Annotated in this window: 20 protein-coding genes; 10 read left to right on the top strand and 10 right to left on the bottom strand. The window is 66.3% G+C overall.

What is annotated here, in order from left to right:
• Position 1: 1 nt before the first annotated feature.
• Complete coding sequence (locus E3T50_RS15620) at positions 2–592, top strand: hypothetical protein (protein WP_134553280.1); 591 nt, start codon at positions 2–4, stop codon at positions 590–592.
• A gap of 35 nt (positions 593–627) precedes the next feature.
• On the opposite strand, the gene E3T50_RS15615 is transcribed toward E3T50_RS15620, so the two are convergent.
• Positions 628–1,089, bottom strand: coding sequence for an Lrp/AsnC family transcriptional regulator (locus tag E3T50_RS15615; protein WP_338145370.1), 462 nt, complete (start codon positions 1,087–1,089; stop codon positions 628–630).
• Positions 1,090–1,260: 171 nt separating this feature from the next.
• Here E3T50_RS15615 and ald point away from each other — a divergent pair, with 171 nt between their 5' ends.
• On the top strand, positions 1,261–2,376 hold the full coding sequence (ald, locus tag E3T50_RS15610; RefSeq protein WP_134553278.1) for an alanine dehydrogenase: 1,116 nt from the start codon (positions 1,261–1,263) through the stop codon (positions 2,374–2,376).
• Positions 2,377–2,426: 50 nt separating this feature from the next.
• Here the strand turns inward: ald and E3T50_RS15605 are convergent, their stop codons facing one another.
• Positions 2,427–2,867 carry a MarR family winged helix-turn-helix transcriptional regulator gene (locus E3T50_RS15605; protein WP_134553276.1) on the bottom strand — a complete coding sequence of 147 codons (441 nt, stop codon included), beginning with the start codon at positions 2,865–2,867 and terminating at the stop codon, positions 2,427–2,429.
• A gap of 58 nt (positions 2,868–2,925) precedes the next feature.
• Here E3T50_RS15605 and E3T50_RS15600 point away from each other — a divergent pair, with 58 nt between their 5' ends.
• The 3 genes from E3T50_RS15600 to E3T50_RS15590 all read left to right on the top strand — a co-directional run bounded on the left by E3T50_RS15600 (position 2,926) and on the right by E3T50_RS15590 (position 6,332).
• Entirely contained in the window at positions 2,926–3,168 is a 243-nt protein-coding gene (locus E3T50_RS15600; RefSeq protein ID WP_134553274.1) for a hypothetical protein, read from the top strand.
• An 85-nt stretch (positions 3,169–3,253) separates the two neighbouring features.
• Positions 3,254–4,999, top strand: a complete 1,746-nt coding sequence (locus E3T50_RS15595; RefSeq protein ID WP_134553272.1) for an aldehyde dehydrogenase family protein — start codon at positions 3,254–3,256, stop codon at positions 4,997–4,999.
• A 46-nt stretch (positions 5,000–5,045) separates the two neighbouring features.
• Positions 5,046–6,332 (top strand): ATP-binding protein, encoded by a 1,287-nt coding sequence (locus E3T50_RS15590; protein ID WP_134553270.1) that lies wholly within the window; start codon positions 5,046–5,048, stop codon positions 6,330–6,332.
• Positions 6,333–6,524: 192 nt separating this feature from the next.
• On the opposite strand, the gene E3T50_RS15580 is transcribed toward E3T50_RS15590, so the two are convergent.
• Positions 6,525–6,989 (bottom strand): hypothetical protein, encoded by a 465-nt coding sequence (locus E3T50_RS15580; protein WP_134553268.1) that lies wholly within the window; start codon positions 6,987–6,989, stop codon positions 6,525–6,527.
• 265 nt (positions 6,990–7,254) lie between these two features.
• Here E3T50_RS15580 and E3T50_RS15575 point away from each other — a divergent pair, with 265 nt between their 5' ends.
• From E3T50_RS15575 to E3T50_RS15565, 3 genes are all read left to right on the top strand, one after another.
• Positions 7,255–8,319: an ATP-binding cassette domain-containing protein gene (locus E3T50_RS15575; protein ID WP_420898740.1), complete on the top strand. Its 1,065-nt coding sequence runs from the start codon at positions 7,255–7,257 to the stop codon at positions 8,317–8,319.
• Positions 8,320–8,402: 83 nt separating this feature from the next.
• On the top strand, positions 8,403–9,230 hold the full coding sequence (locus tag E3T50_RS15570) for an ABC transporter permease (RefSeq protein WP_370289244.1): 828 nt from the start codon (positions 8,403–8,405) through the stop codon (positions 9,228–9,230).
• A gap of 34 nt (positions 9,231–9,264) precedes the next feature.
• Positions 9,265–9,669: a VOC family protein gene (locus E3T50_RS15565; protein ID WP_134553262.1), complete on the top strand. Its 405-nt coding sequence runs from the start codon at positions 9,265–9,267 to the stop codon at positions 9,667–9,669.
• Between the two features lie 9 nt (positions 9,670–9,678).
• On the opposite strand, the gene E3T50_RS15560 is transcribed toward E3T50_RS15565, so the two are convergent.
• Complete coding sequence (locus E3T50_RS15560; RefSeq protein WP_198418005.1) at positions 9,679–10,527, bottom strand: LysR family substrate-binding domain-containing protein; 849 nt, start codon at positions 10,525–10,527, stop codon at positions 9,679–9,681.
• A gap of 96 nt (positions 10,528–10,623) precedes the next feature.
• Here E3T50_RS15560 and E3T50_RS15555 point away from each other — a divergent pair, with 96 nt between their 5' ends.
• Positions 10,624–11,061, top strand: coding sequence for a DUF5997 family protein (locus E3T50_RS15555; protein ID WP_134553260.1), 438 nt, complete (start codon positions 10,624–10,626; stop codon positions 11,059–11,061).
• Positions 11,062–11,112: 51 nt separating this feature from the next.
• Here E3T50_RS15555 and E3T50_RS15550 read toward each other — a convergent pair whose 3' ends face one another.
• Complete coding sequence (locus E3T50_RS15550) at positions 11,113–11,775, bottom strand: alpha/beta hydrolase (protein WP_134553258.1); 663 nt, start codon at positions 11,773–11,775, stop codon at positions 11,113–11,115.
• 126 nt (positions 11,776–11,901) lie between these two features.
• Between E3T50_RS15550 and E3T50_RS15545 the strand changes: the two genes are divergently transcribed.
• Positions 11,902–12,486, top strand: a complete 585-nt coding sequence (locus E3T50_RS15545; protein ID WP_105035269.1) for an NUDIX hydrolase family protein — start codon at positions 11,902–11,904, stop codon at positions 12,484–12,486.
• 132 nt (positions 12,487–12,618) lie between these two features.
• Here the strand turns inward: E3T50_RS15545 and E3T50_RS15540 are convergent, their stop codons facing one another.
• The 5 genes from E3T50_RS15540 to E3T50_RS15520 form a co-directional block, all read right to left on the bottom strand.
• The gene (locus tag E3T50_RS15540; protein ID WP_134553256.1) at positions 12,619–13,611 is read right to left on the bottom strand and encodes a nucleoside hydrolase; all 993 of its coding nucleotides are present in this window, start codon (positions 13,609–13,611) and stop codon (positions 12,619–12,621) included.
• A 104-nt stretch (positions 13,612–13,715) separates the two neighbouring features.
• Complete coding sequence (locus E3T50_RS15535) at positions 13,716–14,207, bottom strand: GNAT family N-acetyltransferase (RefSeq protein WP_134553254.1); 492 nt, start codon at positions 14,205–14,207, stop codon at positions 13,716–13,718.
• Between the two features lie 108 nt (positions 14,208–14,315).
• A complete protein-coding gene (locus tag E3T50_RS15530) occupies positions 14,316–15,926 on the bottom strand; it encodes a DEAD/DEAH box helicase (RefSeq protein WP_166784331.1) in 1,611 nt (536 codons plus the stop codon).
• Positions 15,927–16,177: 251 nt separating this feature from the next.
• Positions 16,178–16,816 (bottom strand): DUF1684 domain-containing protein, encoded by a 639-nt coding sequence (locus tag E3T50_RS15525; protein ID WP_134553250.1) that lies wholly within the window; start codon positions 16,814–16,816, stop codon positions 16,178–16,180.
• An 89-nt stretch (positions 16,817–16,905) separates the two neighbouring features.
• Positions 16,906–17,457, bottom strand: a complete 552-nt coding sequence (locus E3T50_RS15520; RefSeq protein WP_174722482.1) for a hypothetical protein — start codon at positions 17,455–17,457, stop codon at positions 16,906–16,908.
• Between the last annotated feature and the right edge of the window lie 23 nt (positions 17,458–17,480).

Here is a 17,480-nt window from a genome sequence, read left to right as displayed (position 1 = left end):
AATGAAGCAGAGAGACATGTTCCTGCAAGCGGATGCCGCGTTGCGATCCGTTATCGATCGGATCACTCCCGCGCAGCTTGGCCTGCCGGCACCGGCCGCGTGGTCACGCACAGAGAACCCGACGCTGCGGGACATCCTCGCCTCGCACGCTGAGGACGAAGCCTGGCTGCCCGCAGTGTTGGCGGGACGCACCATCGATGAGGTCGGTGACACCTATCAAGGCGAGTTGCTCGGTGACGATCCGATCGGCAACTACGACCGCATCAACGAGGCGACGACGATGGTGGTCATGGCTGATCTCGATCCAGACAAGGTCGTGCACCTCAGCTACGGCGACTATCCCCTCGCCGAAGTGCTGCAGCACACTGCCCTGTACCGCGCGTTCCAGGCCTGGAGCATTGCCAGGCACATAGGTCTCGACTACTCACTGCCCGATGAGCTCGTGGAAAACCTCTGGGAGCAGATCGCGCCCGACATCGAACTGTGGCGGGGTTTCGGCGTGTTTCCGCCCGAGGTGCCGGTGCCGGAGGGAGCAAATCGCGAGGTTCAGCTGCTCGGTAAAGCCGGCTACTGGCGCGAGCAGTCGGCATGACGCCCCGCTAGATTTGACCGGAGCAGGGCCGCAAACTATTCGGGAGCCACGCCGTTGTAGAAGTGCTCGAACACCATGCTGGTGCGGGTTGACGCGACAGCCGGATTGGCCGAGAGGTTTTCGAGCACGAAGTCGCGTACGTCGTCGGTGTCGCGGGCGGACAGGTGAATAATGAAATCTTCGGAGCCGCCGAGAAAGAACACCTGAACGACACGCGGCATGACCCGGATCGAATCGCGAAATGCCGGGATGTGCGTGCGGGCGCCAGCCCGAATGTTCACGCTGATCAGCGCTTGCAGGCCGAGCCCAATCGACTTCGGATCGACCATGGCCGTGAAGCCGGTGACGATTCCGCGGCTGATCAGCGACCGCACCCGGGAAACGCAGGTGGACTCGGCGATGCCCGCGGCGTTGGCCAGCCGGCTGTTGGTGGTGCGGGAATCCGCTTGCAGGCCCGCGACCAGAATGCGGTCGACCTCGTCGAGGGTTTCACTCACCCGAATCCTCTTCGTTTCTACCATCGCACAGCCCAATTCACCGCATATTTCGTGGAATATGCCTAAAGTCTTGCAGATCCTACGGATTTTACCAAGCAGCAACGAATCAATAGCAATCTTAGTCCTGTCAATGCCGACCGGTTCGGCAGTAGCAACCGAGACGGAGACATCATGTTGGTCGGCATTCCTACAGAGATCAAGAACAACGAGAACCGCGTCGCGATCACCCCGGCCGGTGTCAACGAACTCACTCGCCGCGGTCACGGGGTCATCATCGAACAGGGCGCCGGACTCGGCTCGAGCATCACCGATGATGCTTTCCGCCTTGCTGGGGCAACCATCGTCGACACCGCAGCCGAAGTCTGGGCCGCGGCTGAACTGCTCCTGAAAGTCAAGGAGCCCATCGCCAGCGAATACCCGCTGATGCGTCAGAGCCAGGTGTTGTTCACCTACTTGCACCTCGCGGCATCCGCTGAGTGCACCGACGCGCTGATCGCGTCGGGCACGACCGCGATCGCTTACGAGACCGTGCAACTGGCTGACCGCAGCCTGCCGCTCCTGTCGCCGATGAGCGAAGTTGCCGGCCGCCTCTCGGTGCAGGTCGGCGCGTACCACCTGCTGAGCGCCAACGGTGGCAGCGGCATTCTGCTCGGAGGCGTTCCCGGAACCCCGAAGGCCAAGGTCGTCGTCATCGGCGGCGGAGTGGCCGGCGAACATGCCGCGGCCAACGCGCTCGGCATGGGCGCGGACGTGACCATCATCGACCTGTCGCTCGCCCGCCTGCGCCAGCTCGAGGCCCGCTTCAGCGGCGAGATCCAGACGCGCGCGTCGACGCAGTACGAGATCGCTGAGCAGGTGCGGGAGGCCGACCTCGTGATCGGCTCGGTGCTGATTCCGGGCGCGCAGGCACCGAAGCTCGTCACGGACGCCATGGTGGCATCGATGAAGCCGGGCTCTGTGCTCGTGGACATCGCCATCGACCAGGGCGGCTGCTTCGAGGGCTCGCGCGCCACGACGCACGACAACCCCACGTTCGCCGTGCACGACAGTGTCTACTACTGCGTCGCCAACATGCCCGGCGCCGTGCCGGCCACGTCGACCCGGGCACTGACCAACGCCACATTGCCCTACGTCATCGCGCTGGCCCAGAAGGGGTGGAAGAAGGCCATCGCCGAAGACGCCGCCCTTGCCCAGGGCCTCAATACCCACAACGGGCGCATCACCAACGCGCACGTCGCGTCGGCGTTCCACGCCGAGTTGCTGACGGTCGCCGACGCGATCGCCTGACGCGGGTCGCGTGCGCCGGCATCCATTCAGCGGATACCGGCTCGCGCGCGTCAGGTCGTAGCGTTGATGACCCGGTGCAGCGCGTCACGCAGGGTGACCAGGTGGTCCAGAGGCAAACTGAGGGCTTCGACGATCCGCGGCGGAATGGTTTCGGCCACCGCGCGCAGGGCCGCACCATTCTCGGTCAGGGTGATGTCGAGCGTACGTTCGTCGGCCAGGCGGCGCTGACGGCGCACGTAGCCGGCCGTTTCCAGCCGCTTGAGCAGCGGGGAGAGGGTTGCCGGGTCGAGGCAGAGAGTCAGGCCGAGGCCCTTGAGCGTGCGCGGACTCTCGTCCCAGAGGGCGAGCATGACCAGGTACTGCGGGTGAGTGAGCCCGAGCGGCTCGAGAATGGGCCGATACAGGGCGATGACATTGCGCGAGGCGATCGCGAGCGCGAAGCAGACCTGATTGTCGAGAGCGAGGGGATTCTCGAGCCTTGACGATGTCATGGGGGTGTTCCGTTCCGGGCGGTTGTTCTCTGTGCGCTTCATTAGTACACTAACAGTTATGACACACGGCAAGGATTCCGGTTCCCGAAGCACGGGACCCAACGGATGGACGGCCCGGCTCAACGCTCGACTGTTTCCCATTCTGGGACCGCCGCCGGTCGGTCTGAGTGGGTCGGATCTGCTGCCAGCCGCACCCGCGCCCGTTCCAGGCTGCCCGGTCTGCGCCCAGCCAATGGACCAGCACGAAATAGACCGCACCGGCGAACGCACCCGGCTGCACTGCCCGGTCGTCGCACCCTAGCCCGCAGCCGCCCTCGGGCCCACTGACATGGCCCGGTTGCCTGTGCTGGTGGCACACTAGGCTGGTCGGCAATCAAGGGAGATCGATGTCCGCAGAGCTGAGCGGCACGGAACCGAACCGCACGGAGCCGAACGGCGCAGAGCTGAACGGCGCGCAGCTTGACCTTGCGCTCGCCGAGCTGGGCGAGGGGAGCGAGCGGTGGGCCTCGACCACCCTCGCGGCGCGCGCCGATCTGTTGGCTCGCACCGGAGCTTGCGTCGCGGCCGAAGCCAAGCGCTGGGTGACCGCGGCGTCCCGTGCCAAGGGGCTACACAAGTCGTCTCCGCTGATCGGCGAGGAATGGCTGACCGGGCCGTACGGCGTTCTCACCTCGTTGACCGCCCTCCGGCGCACCCTGCGGGCGATCGACGGGGGGCACAGCACGCTGGCTAGCCGGCGGTTCGGGCGGGCGCCGGACGGTCGCGTCACGGTGGCCGTGCTTCCGCTCAACCGGTATGACGGGCTGCTGCTGCACGGGTTTCGGGCCGAGGCCTGGCTGCGGCCGGGCGTCACTGCGGCGCAGGCGCGGGACCGGGCCGGTTTGGGCCAGCTCACTCCGACAACAAACGGCGGGGTCGGCCTCGTGCTCGGCGCCGGGAACATTTCATCGATCGCGCCCCTCGACGTGCTCTACGAGCTCGTGGCGCACAATCGGGTCTCGATTCTCAAGCTCAATCCCACCTTCGACGGCCTGTTGCCGGTCTATCGGGCGGCGTTCGCTCCGCTGATCGAAGCGGGCCTGCTCCGCATCGTCACCGGCGGGGCCGACGTGGGCGGCTATCTCGCCCACCACCCCGGCATCAGCCATGTGCACATCACCGGCAGTGCGGCCACCCACGATGCCATCGTGTTCGGCGGCTCCAGAACGGATGCCCCCCGCTTCACCAAACCGATCAGCAGCGAGCTCGGCGGAGTCTCACCGATCATTGTGCTGCCCGGTCGGTGGAGCGCCAGAGACCTGCGATACCAGGCTGAGCATGTGGCCACCATGCGGCTGCACAACGGCGGCTATAACTGCATCGCCGGCCAGGTACTCGTGCTGAGCGCAACGTGGCCGCAGAAGGCGGCGTTTCTCGAAGCGGTCGCGGTGGCCCTCGCTGCCGCGCCGACCCGAAGGGCCTGGTATCCCGGCAGTGACGGGCGGATGCGCGCGGCCCGCACCGCGTATCCGGCTGCGCGGTTGCTTCCCGGCGGGCGACTGCTCGTGGCCGTGGCGGACTCCGCCACGCCGGCAGCATCCTGGTCGACCGATGATATTCTCACAACGGAATATTTCGCACCCGTGCTCGGAGTCGTGGAACTGCAAGGCAGCGGCCAGGCCTATCTTGATGCCGCAGTGGAGACCGTCAATCGTGATTTTCTCGGCACTCTCGGCGCGAACATTCTCGGACTGCCCAGCAGCATCCGGCGGCTCGGCCCGGGGTTTGAGCAGGCCATGGCACGCCTGCGCTATGGAACCATCGCGATCAACGCCTGGACCGGTGTTGGCTTTCTGTCGGCGGCCGCGCCGTGGGGCGCGTTCCCCGGACACACCATGGACAACGTGCAGAGCGGCATCGGGGTGGTGCACAACGCGCTGCTCCTTGACGACGTCGAGCGCACGGTGGTGCGTGGCCCATTCCGGCCGTTTCCACGCTCAATCGCCCACGGCGAGTGGGCGCTGCTTCCGAAGCCGCCGTGGTTTGTGTCGGCCCGAAGCGGTGCGCTGACCGCCCGCCTGCTGACCGAATTCGCCGCCCGCCCCTCCGCACGCAAACTCCCGCGCATCCTCGCCGCCGCCTTTCGCGCCTGATCGGGTGCAATAGATTGGCAGCACACCCACTGATGCGAGGATCACGATGACCGGCTGGCGACTGCGCGACTTTCACTCCGACGATTTGGACGGCATTTTGCGTCTATGGGAAGAGATCAAGGCCTCCGACACCGAGCCGGTCTACGGCCTCTCCGAGGTGCTCGCCTCCTGCCAGAAAGATCACGCCGTCGTTGCGGTGCACGGCGACGAGGTCGTCGGCGCCGCCGTCGGCCGGGCCGCTCACGCGCAAGGCTGGATCGTTTTTCTCGCCACCGCCGAACACTGGCAGAGCCAGGGCATCGGAACGGCATTGCTCGCCGCACTCGAGGCCCGGATGGCCCCGCACGGCATGACCAAGCTGTCGGCGCTCATGCCCGAATCCGAAACCAAGGTCGATGCATTCATCAATCGCGGTTTCGAGGTGAAGAAGAACCTGCGCTACTTCGAGCGGCACATTCCCGTGCAGCGGGAAGAGCTCAAGCTGCTCGGCGAACTCGGCGGGCGGGTGCTGCCGCGCGACCTGTGGCAGAAGGTCGGCGGCATGGCGCGCGAGAAGGAACTGCTCGAGCGCAGGCTCGTCATGCCCCTGGCCAAACCGGAACTCGCCGAGCAGTACGGCGTCTCGCCGCCGAAGGCCGTTGTTTTGTTTGGCCCACCCGGCACCGGAAAGACCACCTTCGCCAAGGCGATCGCCTCCCGCCTGGAATGGTCCTTCATCGAGGTCTTTCCGTCACGCCTCGCGGCCGACCCGCAGGGCCTCGCCGGCGCGTTGCGGGAAACTTTTCTCAAGATATCTGAGCTCGAACACGCAGTCGTGTTCATCGACGAGGTCGAGGAGATCGCTGCCCAGCGGCAGGGCGAACCGCCGTCGGCCATGCAGGGTGTGACCAACGAACTGCTCAAGATCATCCCGGCTTTTCGGGAGCAGCCCGGGCGTCTGTTGGTGTGTGCGACCAACTTCATTCGCGCGCTCGACTCAGCTTTTCTCCGTCACGGCCGCTTCGACTACGTCGTACCGATCGGGTTGCCGGATGTCGACGCTCGCCACGCCATCTGGGAACGCTACATTCCGGAGGCTGTATCGGGCGAGGTCGACCTCGCCGTTCTGGTCGACAAGAGCGACGGGTTCTCTCCCGCCGACGTTGAGTACGCCGCCCATCGCGCCTCCCAGCATGCACTCGAGAAGGCACTCTACAAATCCGGCGACGGGCCGATCATCAACGGTCCCAGCACCGAGGACTATGCCGTCGCGATCTCCGAAACGCGCCGAACCGTGTCCGAAGAGGTCGCGGCCGAATTCCTCGAAGACATCGAGCGTCTCGCCCGGCTCTAGGAATGGCTTTTCGCCGGGTCAATCGGGCGCCCTGAGACCGGGCAGGCCCGGCAGGCCGGGCTGACCCGGCGGGCCGGCCAGACCCGGCAGGCCGGGCTGACCCGGCAGGCCGGGCTGACCCGGCAGGCCGGGATCGGACTCGGATACCGGCCGACGGTATCCGCTTGTCACGGCGCCGAAGCGACCCGGGAGTCAGCGCCCGGAGCGGCGGTGGAGTGCGACGGCGACGAGCGCCTGCCAGATGACAAAACCCTCGACGACGAGTGAGAGAAGGCCGAGCGGTTCCAGCCAGTTTCCGATGTCGCCGGTGGCCATCGGCATGCCGACGGTGCGATTGATGATGAACCCGACTATGACTAAGGCCGACAGCGCTGCAGCGGCCAGAAAGTCGAGTCGCGTACCGACAACGAGTACTCGCTCGATCGTGACAGCGGAGGCGATGATCAGCCCGATGTAAGCGATCGCCAGGTAGGGAGTTTCGGCGAACTTGCCGGGTAGATCGAGGATGTGAATTGAAGCAACGACGGCGAGCGAGAGCGCGACCGTAATGCGGCGAGCCAGCAGATGCTGGTCGATCACTCTCGTGCTCGCGGTGTCCGCGTGCACGTGTGTGGACTGCGCGCCTTCGGCCGACGATCGCGTGGTGGTTGTGGACATTATTACCTCTCGATTGGGTCTTTCCCCGCGCTCACCATGACATGCGTCGACCCTCCTCGGCCGAATCATCGGGATTCCATAGCATTCTCCGTGTTCCCTGTCAGGCAGAGACGAGGACTCAGCGTCTTCGAGAGCTTGCGTTTCGCCGAAACCCAGCGTGCCGGCCCGGGCTGAATCACACAATCCGCGGTTGTCGAAGCTGGGGGGCGTTACTAGCATTGCAGCGAACCTTCTTGCTCGACCGATATTGCAAGGACACCCCGTGATTATTGAGGCCCAGGGCCTGACCAAGACGTACCAGTCCAAAAGCGGGCCGGTGCACGCGCTCGCCGGGCTCGACCTGCAGGTTCCACGCGGCACGGTCAAAGCCCTTCTCGGCCCCAACGGCGCGGGAAAGACCACCGTCGTGAAGATGCTCACGACACTGATTCGACCGGATGCCGGCACCGCTGTCATCGACGGAATCGACGTCGTACGCCACCCCAAATCGGTGCGCCGCATCATCGGGGTGTCTGGCCAGTACGCCGCCGTCGACGAGAACCTCACCGGCTTCGAAAACCTGGAGATGGTCGGACGCCTGTATCACCTCGGCGGAGCGGCAGCCCGCAAACGGGCGCAGGAACTCATCGACCTGTTCGAGCTCACCGCCGCCGGCAACCGGCCGGTGAAGGGATTTTCCGGAGGTATGCGGCGGCGCATCGACCTCGCCGGTGCCCTCGTCATCAACCCCAAAGTGCTCTTTCTCGACGAGCCGACCACCGGACTCGACCCGCGCAGCCGCATCGCCCTGTGGGACGTGGTCAAGCGTCTCGTCGCCGACGGCACGACCGTGCTGCTGACCACGCAATACCTCGAGGAGGCCGACCAGCTCGCCGACGACATCGTCGTCATCGACGACGGCCGTGTTATCGCCGAGGGCACCTCCGATCAGCTCAAGGCGCAGATCGGCGGACACCGCGTGGTCGTGGCCCTCGTCGATGCCGCCGACGGCGCGGCTGCCAGCGAGATTCTCGCCCGGTACGGAACGGGGGACCCTTCGGTCTCCACCGACGGCCGTGGAGTGGAAGTTGCCGTCACCGACGGTCCGAACGCGCTGCAGAACATGCTCGCCGACCTGCGCGGCGCACAGATCAACCTGCACGATGCTGGCATGCGGCGCCCGACCCTCGACGACGTGTTCCTCAACCTCACCGGCCATAAAGCCGATCTCACCGTCACTGACGACGACCCCGCTTCCAGCGGACCCAAGCTCTCGAAGCGAGCGCAGGCCAAGCGCGACCAGACGCTTGCTGCGACTACCGACACGGCCGATCTGGAGAAAGTGAAATGAACCCACGACACGCTACCGTTTCGGCCGAGCCCACCACGCCAGGGCGGGGCAACGAGGAAAGTCTCGCGGCGGGAGAATCTCGAGTGGCGACATTGCCCCCGTTGCCCACCTGGAACCCGTTATCGCTGTGGTACTCCGACGGCTGGACCGTCACCAAACGCAACCTCATCAAGATCAAGCGTTCGCCCGACATGCTCGTGTTCGCTGTGATCCAGCCGATCATGTTCGTGCTGTTGTTCAGCCAGGTCTACGGCGGCGCCATTGCGGTTGCGGGCAGCGACTACACCCAGTTCCTCATGGCGGGCATCTTCGCTCAGACCGTCGTGTTCGGGGCGACATTCTCGGGCGCCGCCATGGCGCTCGACCTGAAGGAGGGCATCATCGACCGGTTTCGAAGCCTGCCGATGAACGCATCCGCTGTACTGATCGGTCGAACGAATGGCGACCTTGTGCTGAATTCCATCTCCATGGTCATCATGATGGCGACCGGCCTCGCGGTCGGCTGGCGGGTCACCACCTCGCCGGTCGAATTCCTGGCCGGAGTCGGCCTGCTCCTGCTGTTCGGCTATGCATTCAGCTGGGTGATGGCGTTGCTCGGCATGAGCGTGAAGAGCCCGGAGGTCATCAACAATGCGTCGTTCTTGATTCTCTTTCCGCTGACCTTCGTCTCGAACGCCTTCGTGCCGAGCGAAACCCTGCCGACCGCGCTGCGCATCTTCGCCGAGTGGAACCCGGTGTCTTCGCTCGTGCAGGCCGTTCGCCAGCTTTTCGGCAATCTCGGCACCGCTCCGGTGCCCGATATCTGGACCATGCAAAACCCGATTCTGACCGTGCTGATCGGCATCGCCGTGATGCTGCTCGTGTTCGTGCCGTTGTGCATTCGCAAGTTCGCGTCGATCAGCTCCCGCTGACCGGCCCCGCTTCACCGACAAAGGAGCCACTCTCATGACCCAGCACCAGGCCGAACACGGTGTCGGCATCATCGGCGGCTTCAGTGGTTTCGCGGTTTCAAACCTCGACGCCGCCCGCACGTTCTACGCCGAGACCCTCGGGCTCGAAGTGACGGTGGAGGAGATGGGCATGTTGCGCATTGCCTTGCCCGGCGGAGCAGCCGTCATCGTCTACCCGAAGCCCGACTTCGTGCCGGCCACCTATACGATGCTCAATTTTGTGGTGACCGACCTCGACGCGACGGTCGACGAACTCACCGAACGCGGTGTGGACTTTCTGCGCTACGACGGTTTCGAGCAGAACGACAAGGGAATCGCCGCCAGCGGTGGGCAGGGGCCAGACATCGCCTGGTTCACCGACCCGTCGGGCAACATTCTGGCGGTGCTGAAGAACCCGTAGGGGCAACGCCTAGCGGCCGCGGCTCTTGCCCTTGTTCGGGTTCTTGGTCGGACGCGTGCGGCCGGGGGAGCTCTCGGTTTTCTTGCGCACGGCGGGCTTGGCCTTGGCCGCGGCCACCCGGATGGCCTTGGCCGCGGCCTTCGCCTTGTCGGTCTTCCTGGGCTTGCGTGGCGGTTTCGGCGGGCGGCCGTCGCTGCGCGCGGGCGCTTCCTCGACCTCAGCGGATGTCGCGCCGTCGGCCGCCGTGCCGGTATCGGTGCGAGAGCTCGCCTTGGAGCGTCCGCGCACGATGCCGATGAATTCTTCGATGTCGTCGGTGGTCTCGCGGGTGAGCCAGGCCAGGGCGATCTGAGTGTCGGCGACATCCGTCACGGGGCGGGACACGACGTCTTTGCGGCCGTACAGCCGGGCGATCGAGTGCGGCACAATGATGATGCCGACGCCGGCGGCGACCTGCTCCATGGCCTCGTCGAGGTCACGCATCGGCGGCAGGGGCCGGCGGGTGCCATCACGCACCTCGTCGGCGAGGTCGCGCCACTCGGGCACGTCGTCGGGGTTCTGCAACAGGTGCTCGCCGGCCAGATCGGCCAGCAGCACGGTCTCCGCCTGCTCGATCGGGTGATCCTTCGACGCGACCACGACCGGAATCTCCCTGTACAGGTTGATGACGCTCAGATTGGTGTCATCGATCGGGAGACGTACGAGGCTGAGCTCGGCGCGACCATCGTGCAGCACCGCAATCTGCTCTGCGGTCTCGGTGCGAAACACGGTGAGGGGAACGTCGGGGCGGCGGTCGCCCCAGATGCGAGTCCACTTGGTGGGGGTCACACCGGCGACGAATGCGATGAAAAAGCTCACCGGCATCCTTTCTCGGTAGTTGCGGGTGGTGCACGCATTCAACAACAGCGTGCGATTTGCCCTTGGGAGGGTCCTCTCAGGCTATACGCTTGGACAATGAGTTCCGAGAAGAAGCCCCAGACCATGAAGCCCGCCACGGCGGCCCAGAAACTCGGGATTCTGCTCGACGCGGCACCGGCCGAGTTCCAGACCGAATTTGTCAGCCGCACCGAGCTCGCCGAGTTCATGGCCAACCCGCCGGAGTGGCTCACCCTGCTGCGCGCCAACGGGCCGCACCCGCGCCAGGTCGTCGCCGCCAAACTCGGCGTCTCGATTTCTGGCCTGGCCCGCAGTGAGGTCATCGACCCGCTCACCACCGCTGAAATCGCCGCCCTGCTGCAGCAGCCACCAGCGTGGCTCGTGCTCGAGCGCTCCACTCAGGCCGGCGTACGCGCCGACCAGATCGCGGTCAAAGACCGCGACGCCCACCGTGCGGCCAAGAAGGCGCACGTCGAACGCCAGGCCGCCCAGGAGCAGGCCAAGCGCGACCGCTAGCCGCGACACGTCGCGAGGTACCCGGCGACCCATCCGCTTGCCTCAGCGCGTTCAGGCGGTCGGTTCAGCCGCGGCTGCCACGTATTGCGTGCGCAGAAAGTTGACCACGTCGCCCAGTTCGACCTGCGAGATCGAGTGGGGAAGCCCCTCGTAGATGCGCTCGGTCAGGGTACTGTGGCCGGGCAGCCACGACTGGGTGCGTTCGATCGCACTGACCGGAATGACACCGTCGGCGGTCCCGCGGCCCCAGAACACCGGCAGCGGATGCTCGGCGAGCAGAGTGTCGCCGCTCTGCTGCCCGCTCGCGACGAAGCCGGAGAGGTTCACCGCGAAGTTGAAGCGGTCGGGCGCGGCGCGTAGCAGTTGGAGTGCCATGGCTCCGCCCTGCGAGAAGCCGAGCAGGCCGACCTCCCGGGGCTGGTGCGGCAGGGCGTCCAGCCAGGACAGCACGGCAGCGACGGCCGCGTCCACCGACGCGGTGTCGGGATTGCCCGGGTCACGGATCGGAAACCAGGCCCATCCGTCGCCGACCGGCAGTGGCGCGCGCAGGGCGGCGATCACCGGTTCGAGCGGCAAGTGTGGGGCGAGTGAGAACAGGTCGCCCTCGTGCGAACCATAGCCGTGCATGATGATCAGCAGCGGCCGATCGGTCTGGTCGGCGCCGCTCGCCGACCAGAGTACGGCGGCAGCGTCGATGGGGGTGCTGGTGGTCATGGGTCCTCCCAGGTACACGCGACGCGAGGGCGCCGCGCACCCCATACTTTCATTGCTTGGCGCGCTTCTCGCACCGGGCAGCGGCGCGCGTGCGCGAGCGGGGCCGGCGTAGGACAGAATGGCACTATGAGCGTGCGAACCCCTGACCCCGATCCGGACTGGACGCCGAAGCCTCCTGAGGGAGCCCCGAATACGAATCCGGGCTGGCTGAAAGACGTCGAACTCGCTGAGATTCGCCGCCGGCTGCCCATTCTCTATATCGAGGCCGTCCCCGTGCGGGTCGACGGTCTCGGCCAGGTCGTCGAGGTCGGCGTGCTGCTGCGCGCCCGCCCCACCGGCGAGATGACCCGAACCCTGGTCTCCGGACGCGTGCTCTACGGCGAAACCCTGCGCGACGCACTGTTCCGCCACCTGGAAAAAGACCTCGGACCGATGGCTTTTCCGCAACTGCCGGCCAGCCCCGTGCCGTTCACGGTCGCCGAATACTTTCCCATGCCGGGAATCACCGCCTACACGGATGACCGCCAGCACGCGGTCTCGCTCGCCTACGTCGTTCCCGTCAGCGGCACCTGCGACCCCCGCCAGGACGCCCTCGAGATCACCTGGATGACCCCGGCCGAGGCCGCCTCGCCGGGCGTATCAGCCGAGATGGAAGGCGGCCGCGGCACCCTGCTGCGCGCAGCCCTCGCCTCCGTGGGTCAGCTGTACTGAGCTGGCAGCGCGGCGTCGCGGCACTCGATGAAGAAGCGGGCACTCCTTTGAACGAGTGCCCGCTTCTCGAACGAGTGCCCGCTTCTCGAACGCGTGCCCGCTTCTCGAACGCGTGCCGTGACGTGCGGTGGCCTACCGGGGCGGGAGCGCTGAACCGAGGCCGAGCGTATCGAGGAACAGGCGCACGTAGCGGTCGACATCGACGTCGAGCGCGACCTCTGCGGCTTCCCAATCGCCGGCCAGACCGTGCACGATGTCCTCGCCCGGATGAGTGCGTTTGTCGACCAGTGTCTGTCCCCGGCCGTAGCCGGAGAGCTGGACGCGTAGCGGCAGCATCGCGGTCTGCAGGCCATCCGGGTCGACCAGGGCGCACAGGGCGCCGGCATCGCCGATCAGTCCGGTGTAGTCGGAGTTGCGGCCAGACCCGAGCGCGATGCGATTGGTCAGGAGCCGACCGATGACCTGTGCCAGGTGGGAATCGCTGTGCAGGAGTGCGGCGGCAACGGGCTCGGGTATGGAGACCTGGTTGAACACGTCGAGCCCGTACATGAACGTGGGCACGCCGGAGTCGAGCACGATCGCCGCAGCCTCCGGGTCATGCCAGACGTTGAACTCGGCGACGGCGGTGGCATTGCCGACCGTGGTGGATCCGCCCATGAAGACGATGCGCTCGATGTTGTCGACGACGTCGGGGTACTGGCGCAGCAGCAGCGCCAGGTTGGTCTGCGGGGCGAGAGCGACCAGGGTGACCGGGTGCGGGCTGGCCTGAAGGAGCCGGCGCATGAGTTCGATCGAACTGATCGACTCCGCCTGTCGGTCGCTCGGCACAAGCTGCAGCGTGCCGAGGCCGCTTTCGCCATGCACGTGCGCGGCTGACCTGGCCGGTTCCAGCAGCGGACGTCGGGCTCCGGCAGCGACGGGGATGGTCGGAGCATCTGCGACGTCGAGAATACGCAGGGTATTCTCGACGACACGCTCGAGCGAAGCGTTCCCGGCCACACAGCTGATGCCGAGCACGTTGATGCCGGGGTGCGCGAGCGCGAACAGAATGGCGAGGGCGTCGTCGACGCCGGTGTCGACGTCGAGGATGACGGGGATCGCCCCGGGGGCCGTGGAATTAGTCATCCGCTCACCCTATTGCGTCGGGTCCGCTTCAGAACCCGGCCGGGACGGCTACGACCACAACCCAGCGTCGGACGGCAGAATGTGCACGTCTGAGCAGGCTCGACCTAGCGAACCAGGCGCACCTCGTGCAGCGTCTCGCCGAGCACCCCTTCGTTGCGCTCGAGGCCGTCCGCGAAGTAGCCGTTGCGGGCATAGAAGGCGTGCGCCCGGGGGTTGTCGGCGGCGACCCACAACGACGAGGCACCGGGGTCGACCACGGAATCGAACAGCTGCTGGCCAACGCCTAAGCCGTGGTTCGCCTCGAGCAGGTACAGGAAGAACAGCTCGTGCGGAGTGGGCTGGTCGGCGTCGCGCGTCGGACCACTGCCGGCGAAGCCCACGATCTCGCCATCGACGAGCACAACGTTCTGGCGGTACTCCCCGCCTTGGCTCGTAAAGCGGCGCCAGAGGGCTGCGAGGCGCTGGGGGCGCAGCTGCGACAGTGCTGCCTGGCTGAGCAGATGATCATAGGTTTCATGCCAGCAGGCGGCATGTACGCGGCCCAGGTTCTCGGCATCCGCTTCGCTGACCGGTCGAACGACAACTATGGTGTTCATGCTTCGACACTAACCGTTTTTGCGGGTGTCGCCTGACGCGTGCAGACAAAAAACGGGCCGGCCTCGCAAAGAGACCGGCCCGTTTTTCAAGCGGATGCTGCGGACTGGCTAGCCCTGCGACCGGCGCGGAGCGGAGCGTCCGGCTCCACCCGAGCTCGGTCCGCGAACGAGTCCGCCGACCTGCAGGCTGCCGACGCGGGCTCCACCGGAACGGCCAGCGGCCGAACCCGAGCGGGGTGCGCTGGAGGACGCACCAGCCGGACGGCCGGTGCGCTCGCGACGGGCGCCACCGGCCGAAGCCGCGTCGCGGCTCACGCCACGGCCGCCGTCATTACGCTCGGTGCGGGCACCGCCGCGGCTTCCGCCGGAGCGGCCGGTACCGGCATCACGGCCGCCACGGTTCGAATCACCATCGCGACCGCTGTCGGCGCCCTGCGAGCGGCCACCTTGGGCACGTCCACCCTGCGAACGACCGCCCTGCGAACGACCGCCCTGCGACTGGCGCTGCTGCTGCGGTGCCTCGACGCGGGGGAGCGGCTTGACGTAGGCGGCGACGTCGCCGACGAGGGCGTCGACGGCGGGGGAGGACGCATCCACGCGCTGCGGGGTCACCTTGATGGCGGCCTTGCGCAGCAGGGCGTCGGTGTCGCGCTTCTGCTCGGGGAGCACGACGGTGACGACGTCACCGGCGCTGCCGGCACGGGCGGTACGGCCCGAACGGTGCAGGTATGCCTTGTGCTCGGCCGGCGGGTCAACGTGGATGACGAGTTCGATGTCGTCGACGTGCACGCCGCGAGCGGCGACATCCGTTGCGACGAGAACCTTGACCGTGCCGGCGCTGAACGCGGCGAGGTTGCGGTCACGGGCCACCTGCGAGAGGTTTCCGTGCAGGTCGACGGAGGGAATGCCCGCGTCGGTGAGGCTCTTGGCGAGCTTCTTGGCCTGGTGCTTGGTGCGCATGAAGAGGATACGACGGCCGGAACCGCTCGCCAGCTTCTGCACGAGTTCCTTCTTGGCGTCGACGCCGGCGACCTCGAACACGTGGTGGGTCATGGCCGAGACATGGCTGGTCGCCTCATCGACCGAGTGCATCACCGGGTCGTGCAGAAAACGCTTGACGATCTTGTCAACGCCGTTGTCGAGCGTGGCGGAGAACAGCATGCGCTGGCCGTTGCCGGGCGTCTTGTCGAGAATGCGGGTGACGACGGGCAGAAAGCCCAGGTCGGCCATGTGATCGGCCTCGTCGAGCACGGTGATCTCAATGGTGTCGAGGTTCACGAAGCCCTGCTTCATGAGGTCTTCAAGCCGGCCGGGGCAGGCCACGACGATGTCGACGCCGGCCTTGAGCGCGGCGACCTGGCGGCCCTGGGAGACACCGCCGAAGATGGTGGTGGTGTTGAGGCCGTAGGCCTCGGCGAGCGGGGTGATGGCGTTGGTGATCTGCGTGGCGAGCTCGCGCGTCGGCGCGAGGATCAGACCGAGCGGGCGGCCCGGGCGGCGCTTGCCGCCCGCGAGGTTGCCGCCGAGGCGGGACACCATCGGAATGGAGAAGGCCAGGGTCTTGCCGGAGCCGGTCTTGCCTCGGCCGAGTACGTCGCGGCCGTTCAGGGTGTCAGGAAGGGTGTCGACCTGAATCGGGAAGGCGGTGTCGATTCCCTGGGAAGAGAGAACCTTGACCAGGGGAGCTGGCACGCCGAGCGTGCTGAAGGGTGTAGACAAAGTGGTGCCTTTCGGGGCATCAGTCTCCTCGCCCGTTCGGTGTACCGTCAAGCGGCAATCAAACCAGGAGGATTCACATGGCGAAGGTGCCGAAGGGCACATCCGTTCGCCGTAAGAATGTTCATTCGCAAAATCAAGACGACCCGGTGGGTGGCCTCGATAAGAAGAGGGCGTTCTACGACGCAGCAAGCGCAACTACGCACTCGCAAGTACTCCTACTCTAGCGGATGCTGTCAAATCGGCTGCAGAGCCTAGGAGTGATCGCCGTGGTACAGCTCACCGACGGGCACCTCGACGTCGATCATGTTGCCGCTCTGTGGCAGGGGGCACGCCCACATCGGGTCGTAGGCGCAGGAGGGATTGTAGGCGAAGTTGAAGTCGAGAATGAGGCTGTCGTCGCCCATGCCCGGGCCGAGGTCGGCGCCCTTGATGGTGTCGAGCAGGTACCGTCCGCCGCCGTATGTTCCATCGTTCTTGCCGGCCAGGGCATCTTTCAGCGGAAGAAACAATCCACCGCCGTAGCTTGCGAGTCGCCACACATCGAGCGCACCCAGGTAGGGCAGTCGCACGGTCCCGACCAGATCGAAGGGTACGGTGCCATCGGTACCGGTCTCCACGACCATGCGATGGGGCTGCTCGGCCCGGTGCACCTGAGCCTCGAAGCGCCAGTCCGGGTCGTAGGCGGCGATCGGAAGCCCGGTGAAGGCCGAACGGTCATCGGGCAACAACGGTGACGCCGGATGCCCCGCGAACAGTTCGTCCCGCCCGGAACGCCACAACTCGTGCCCGCTTTTCGGGCTGCTCGCGCTCAACTGGCGCACCCCCGCGTACAGTCCGGTCACAAGACGGCGCCAGTCGGCGATCTGTAAGGCTCCGAGGGAAGAACTCATGGGGCTACGCTACCGTCGCCGGGCGCGGTGCGCACCGGATCGAGGTGTGGCAGGGGCCGGAGGGCTGTTCGGCCGGCACCGGAGAATCGCTAGTCGCCGTCGGTTTCGGCGGGTGCCACACGCTGCGACAGCGGCACAAAGGTCGGGTCATCGACGCCGACGTCGTGCTGCCAGGTGGGGGCGAGGCGCTTGAGCCGCAGCATCCGCCACTGCCAGAATGCCCAGAACGAGGGCCAGAGCGCGAGCGTGGCCGGTCGGCCGCGAAAAATAAGCTGGTCGCGGTAGAGCGTTTTGCCGGTGCCGGCCGGGTCTGGCGCGATCGCCATGCGGTGGTCCCAGAGTGTGACTGCAGACAGTGCGCCGGACACGCCGCGCCCGGTATCGCGCAGGATGCGCACCCCGTCGGGCCGGTTCGTCACGTTGGCGAGCCGAATGATCTGGGTTCCCATCGGCACCAGGCCCAGCGCCGTGAACACAGCGGGGTGTTCGCCGGGCTCCCAACGGGTGGGAAACCCGCCGGCCTCGAGCGATTCCACCGCCATGAACGGCGAACTCACCTCGCGAAACACGGCGGGGCTGTGAATGGCGTGCCAGGCAGCATCGGGTGTGCAGTCCAGGATTTCTTTCAGCAGTACGCGCATCTGACCAGTTTGGTCTGAGCGTG

Source organism: Cryobacterium gelidum, from assembly GCF_004403985.1.
GTDB classification, from domain to species: Bacteria; Actinomycetota; Actinomycetes; order Actinomycetales; family Microbacteriaceae; genus Cryobacterium; species Cryobacterium gelidum.
Note: the sequence above shows the minus strand (reverse complement) of the source record. Positions and strands in the feature narration are given on the sequence as shown.

Bases quoted from the DNA above. Each gene is read 5' to 3' on its own strand.
- E3T50_RS15605 (WP_134553276.1), bottom strand. From the start codon at position 2,867: ATGACATCGTCAAGGCTCGAGAATCCCCTCGCTCTCGACAATCAGGTC.
- E3T50_RS15600 (WP_134553274.1), top strand. From the start codon at position 2,926: ATGACACACGGCAAGGATTCCGGTTCCCGAAGCACGGGACCCAACGGA.
- E3T50_RS15580 (WP_134553268.1), bottom strand. From the start codon at position 6,989: ATGTCCACAACCACCACGCGATCGTCGGCCGAAGGCGCGCAGTCCACA.
- E3T50_RS15555 (WP_134553260.1), top strand. From the start codon at position 10,624: ATGAGTTCCGAGAAGAAGCCCCAGACCATGAAGCCCGCCACGGCGGCC.
- E3T50_RS15620 (WP_134553280.1), top strand. From the start codon at position 2: ATGAAGCAGAGAGACATGTTCCTGCAAGCGGATGCCGCGTTGCGATCC.
- E3T50_RS15540 (WP_134553256.1), bottom strand. From the start codon at position 13,611: ATGACTAATTCCACGGCCCCCGGGGCGATCCCCGTCATCCTCGACGTC.
- E3T50_RS15590 (WP_134553270.1), top strand. From the start codon at position 5,046: ATGACCGGCTGGCGACTGCGCGACTTTCACTCCGACGATTTGGACGGC.
- E3T50_RS15520 (WP_174722482.1), bottom strand. From the start codon at position 17,457: ATGCGCGTACTGCTGAAAGAAATCCTGGACTGCACACCCGATGCTGCC.
- E3T50_RS15565 (WP_134553262.1), top strand. From the start codon at position 9,265: ATGACCCAGCACCAGGCCGAACACGGTGTCGGCATCATCGGCGGCTTC.
- ald (WP_134553278.1), top strand. From the start codon at position 1,261: ATGTTGGTCGGCATTCCTACAGAGATCAAGAACAACGAGAACCGCGTC.
- E3T50_RS15550 (WP_134553258.1), bottom strand. From the start codon at position 11,775: ATGACCACCAGCACCCCCATCGACGCTGCCGCCGTACTCTGGTCGGCG.
- E3T50_RS15525 (WP_134553250.1), bottom strand. From the start codon at position 16,816: ATGAGTTCTTCCCTCGGAGCCTTACAGATCGCCGACTGGCGCCGTCTT.
- E3T50_RS15535 (WP_134553254.1), bottom strand. From the start codon at position 14,207: ATGAACACCATAGTTGTCGTTCGACCGGTCAGCGAAGCGGATGCCGAG.
- E3T50_RS15595 (WP_134553272.1), top strand. From the start codon at position 3,254: ATGTCCGCAGAGCTGAGCGGCACGGAACCGAACCGCACGGAGCCGAAC.
- E3T50_RS15545 (WP_105035269.1), top strand. From the start codon at position 11,902: ATGAGCGTGCGAACCCCTGACCCCGATCCGGACTGGACGCCGAAGCCT.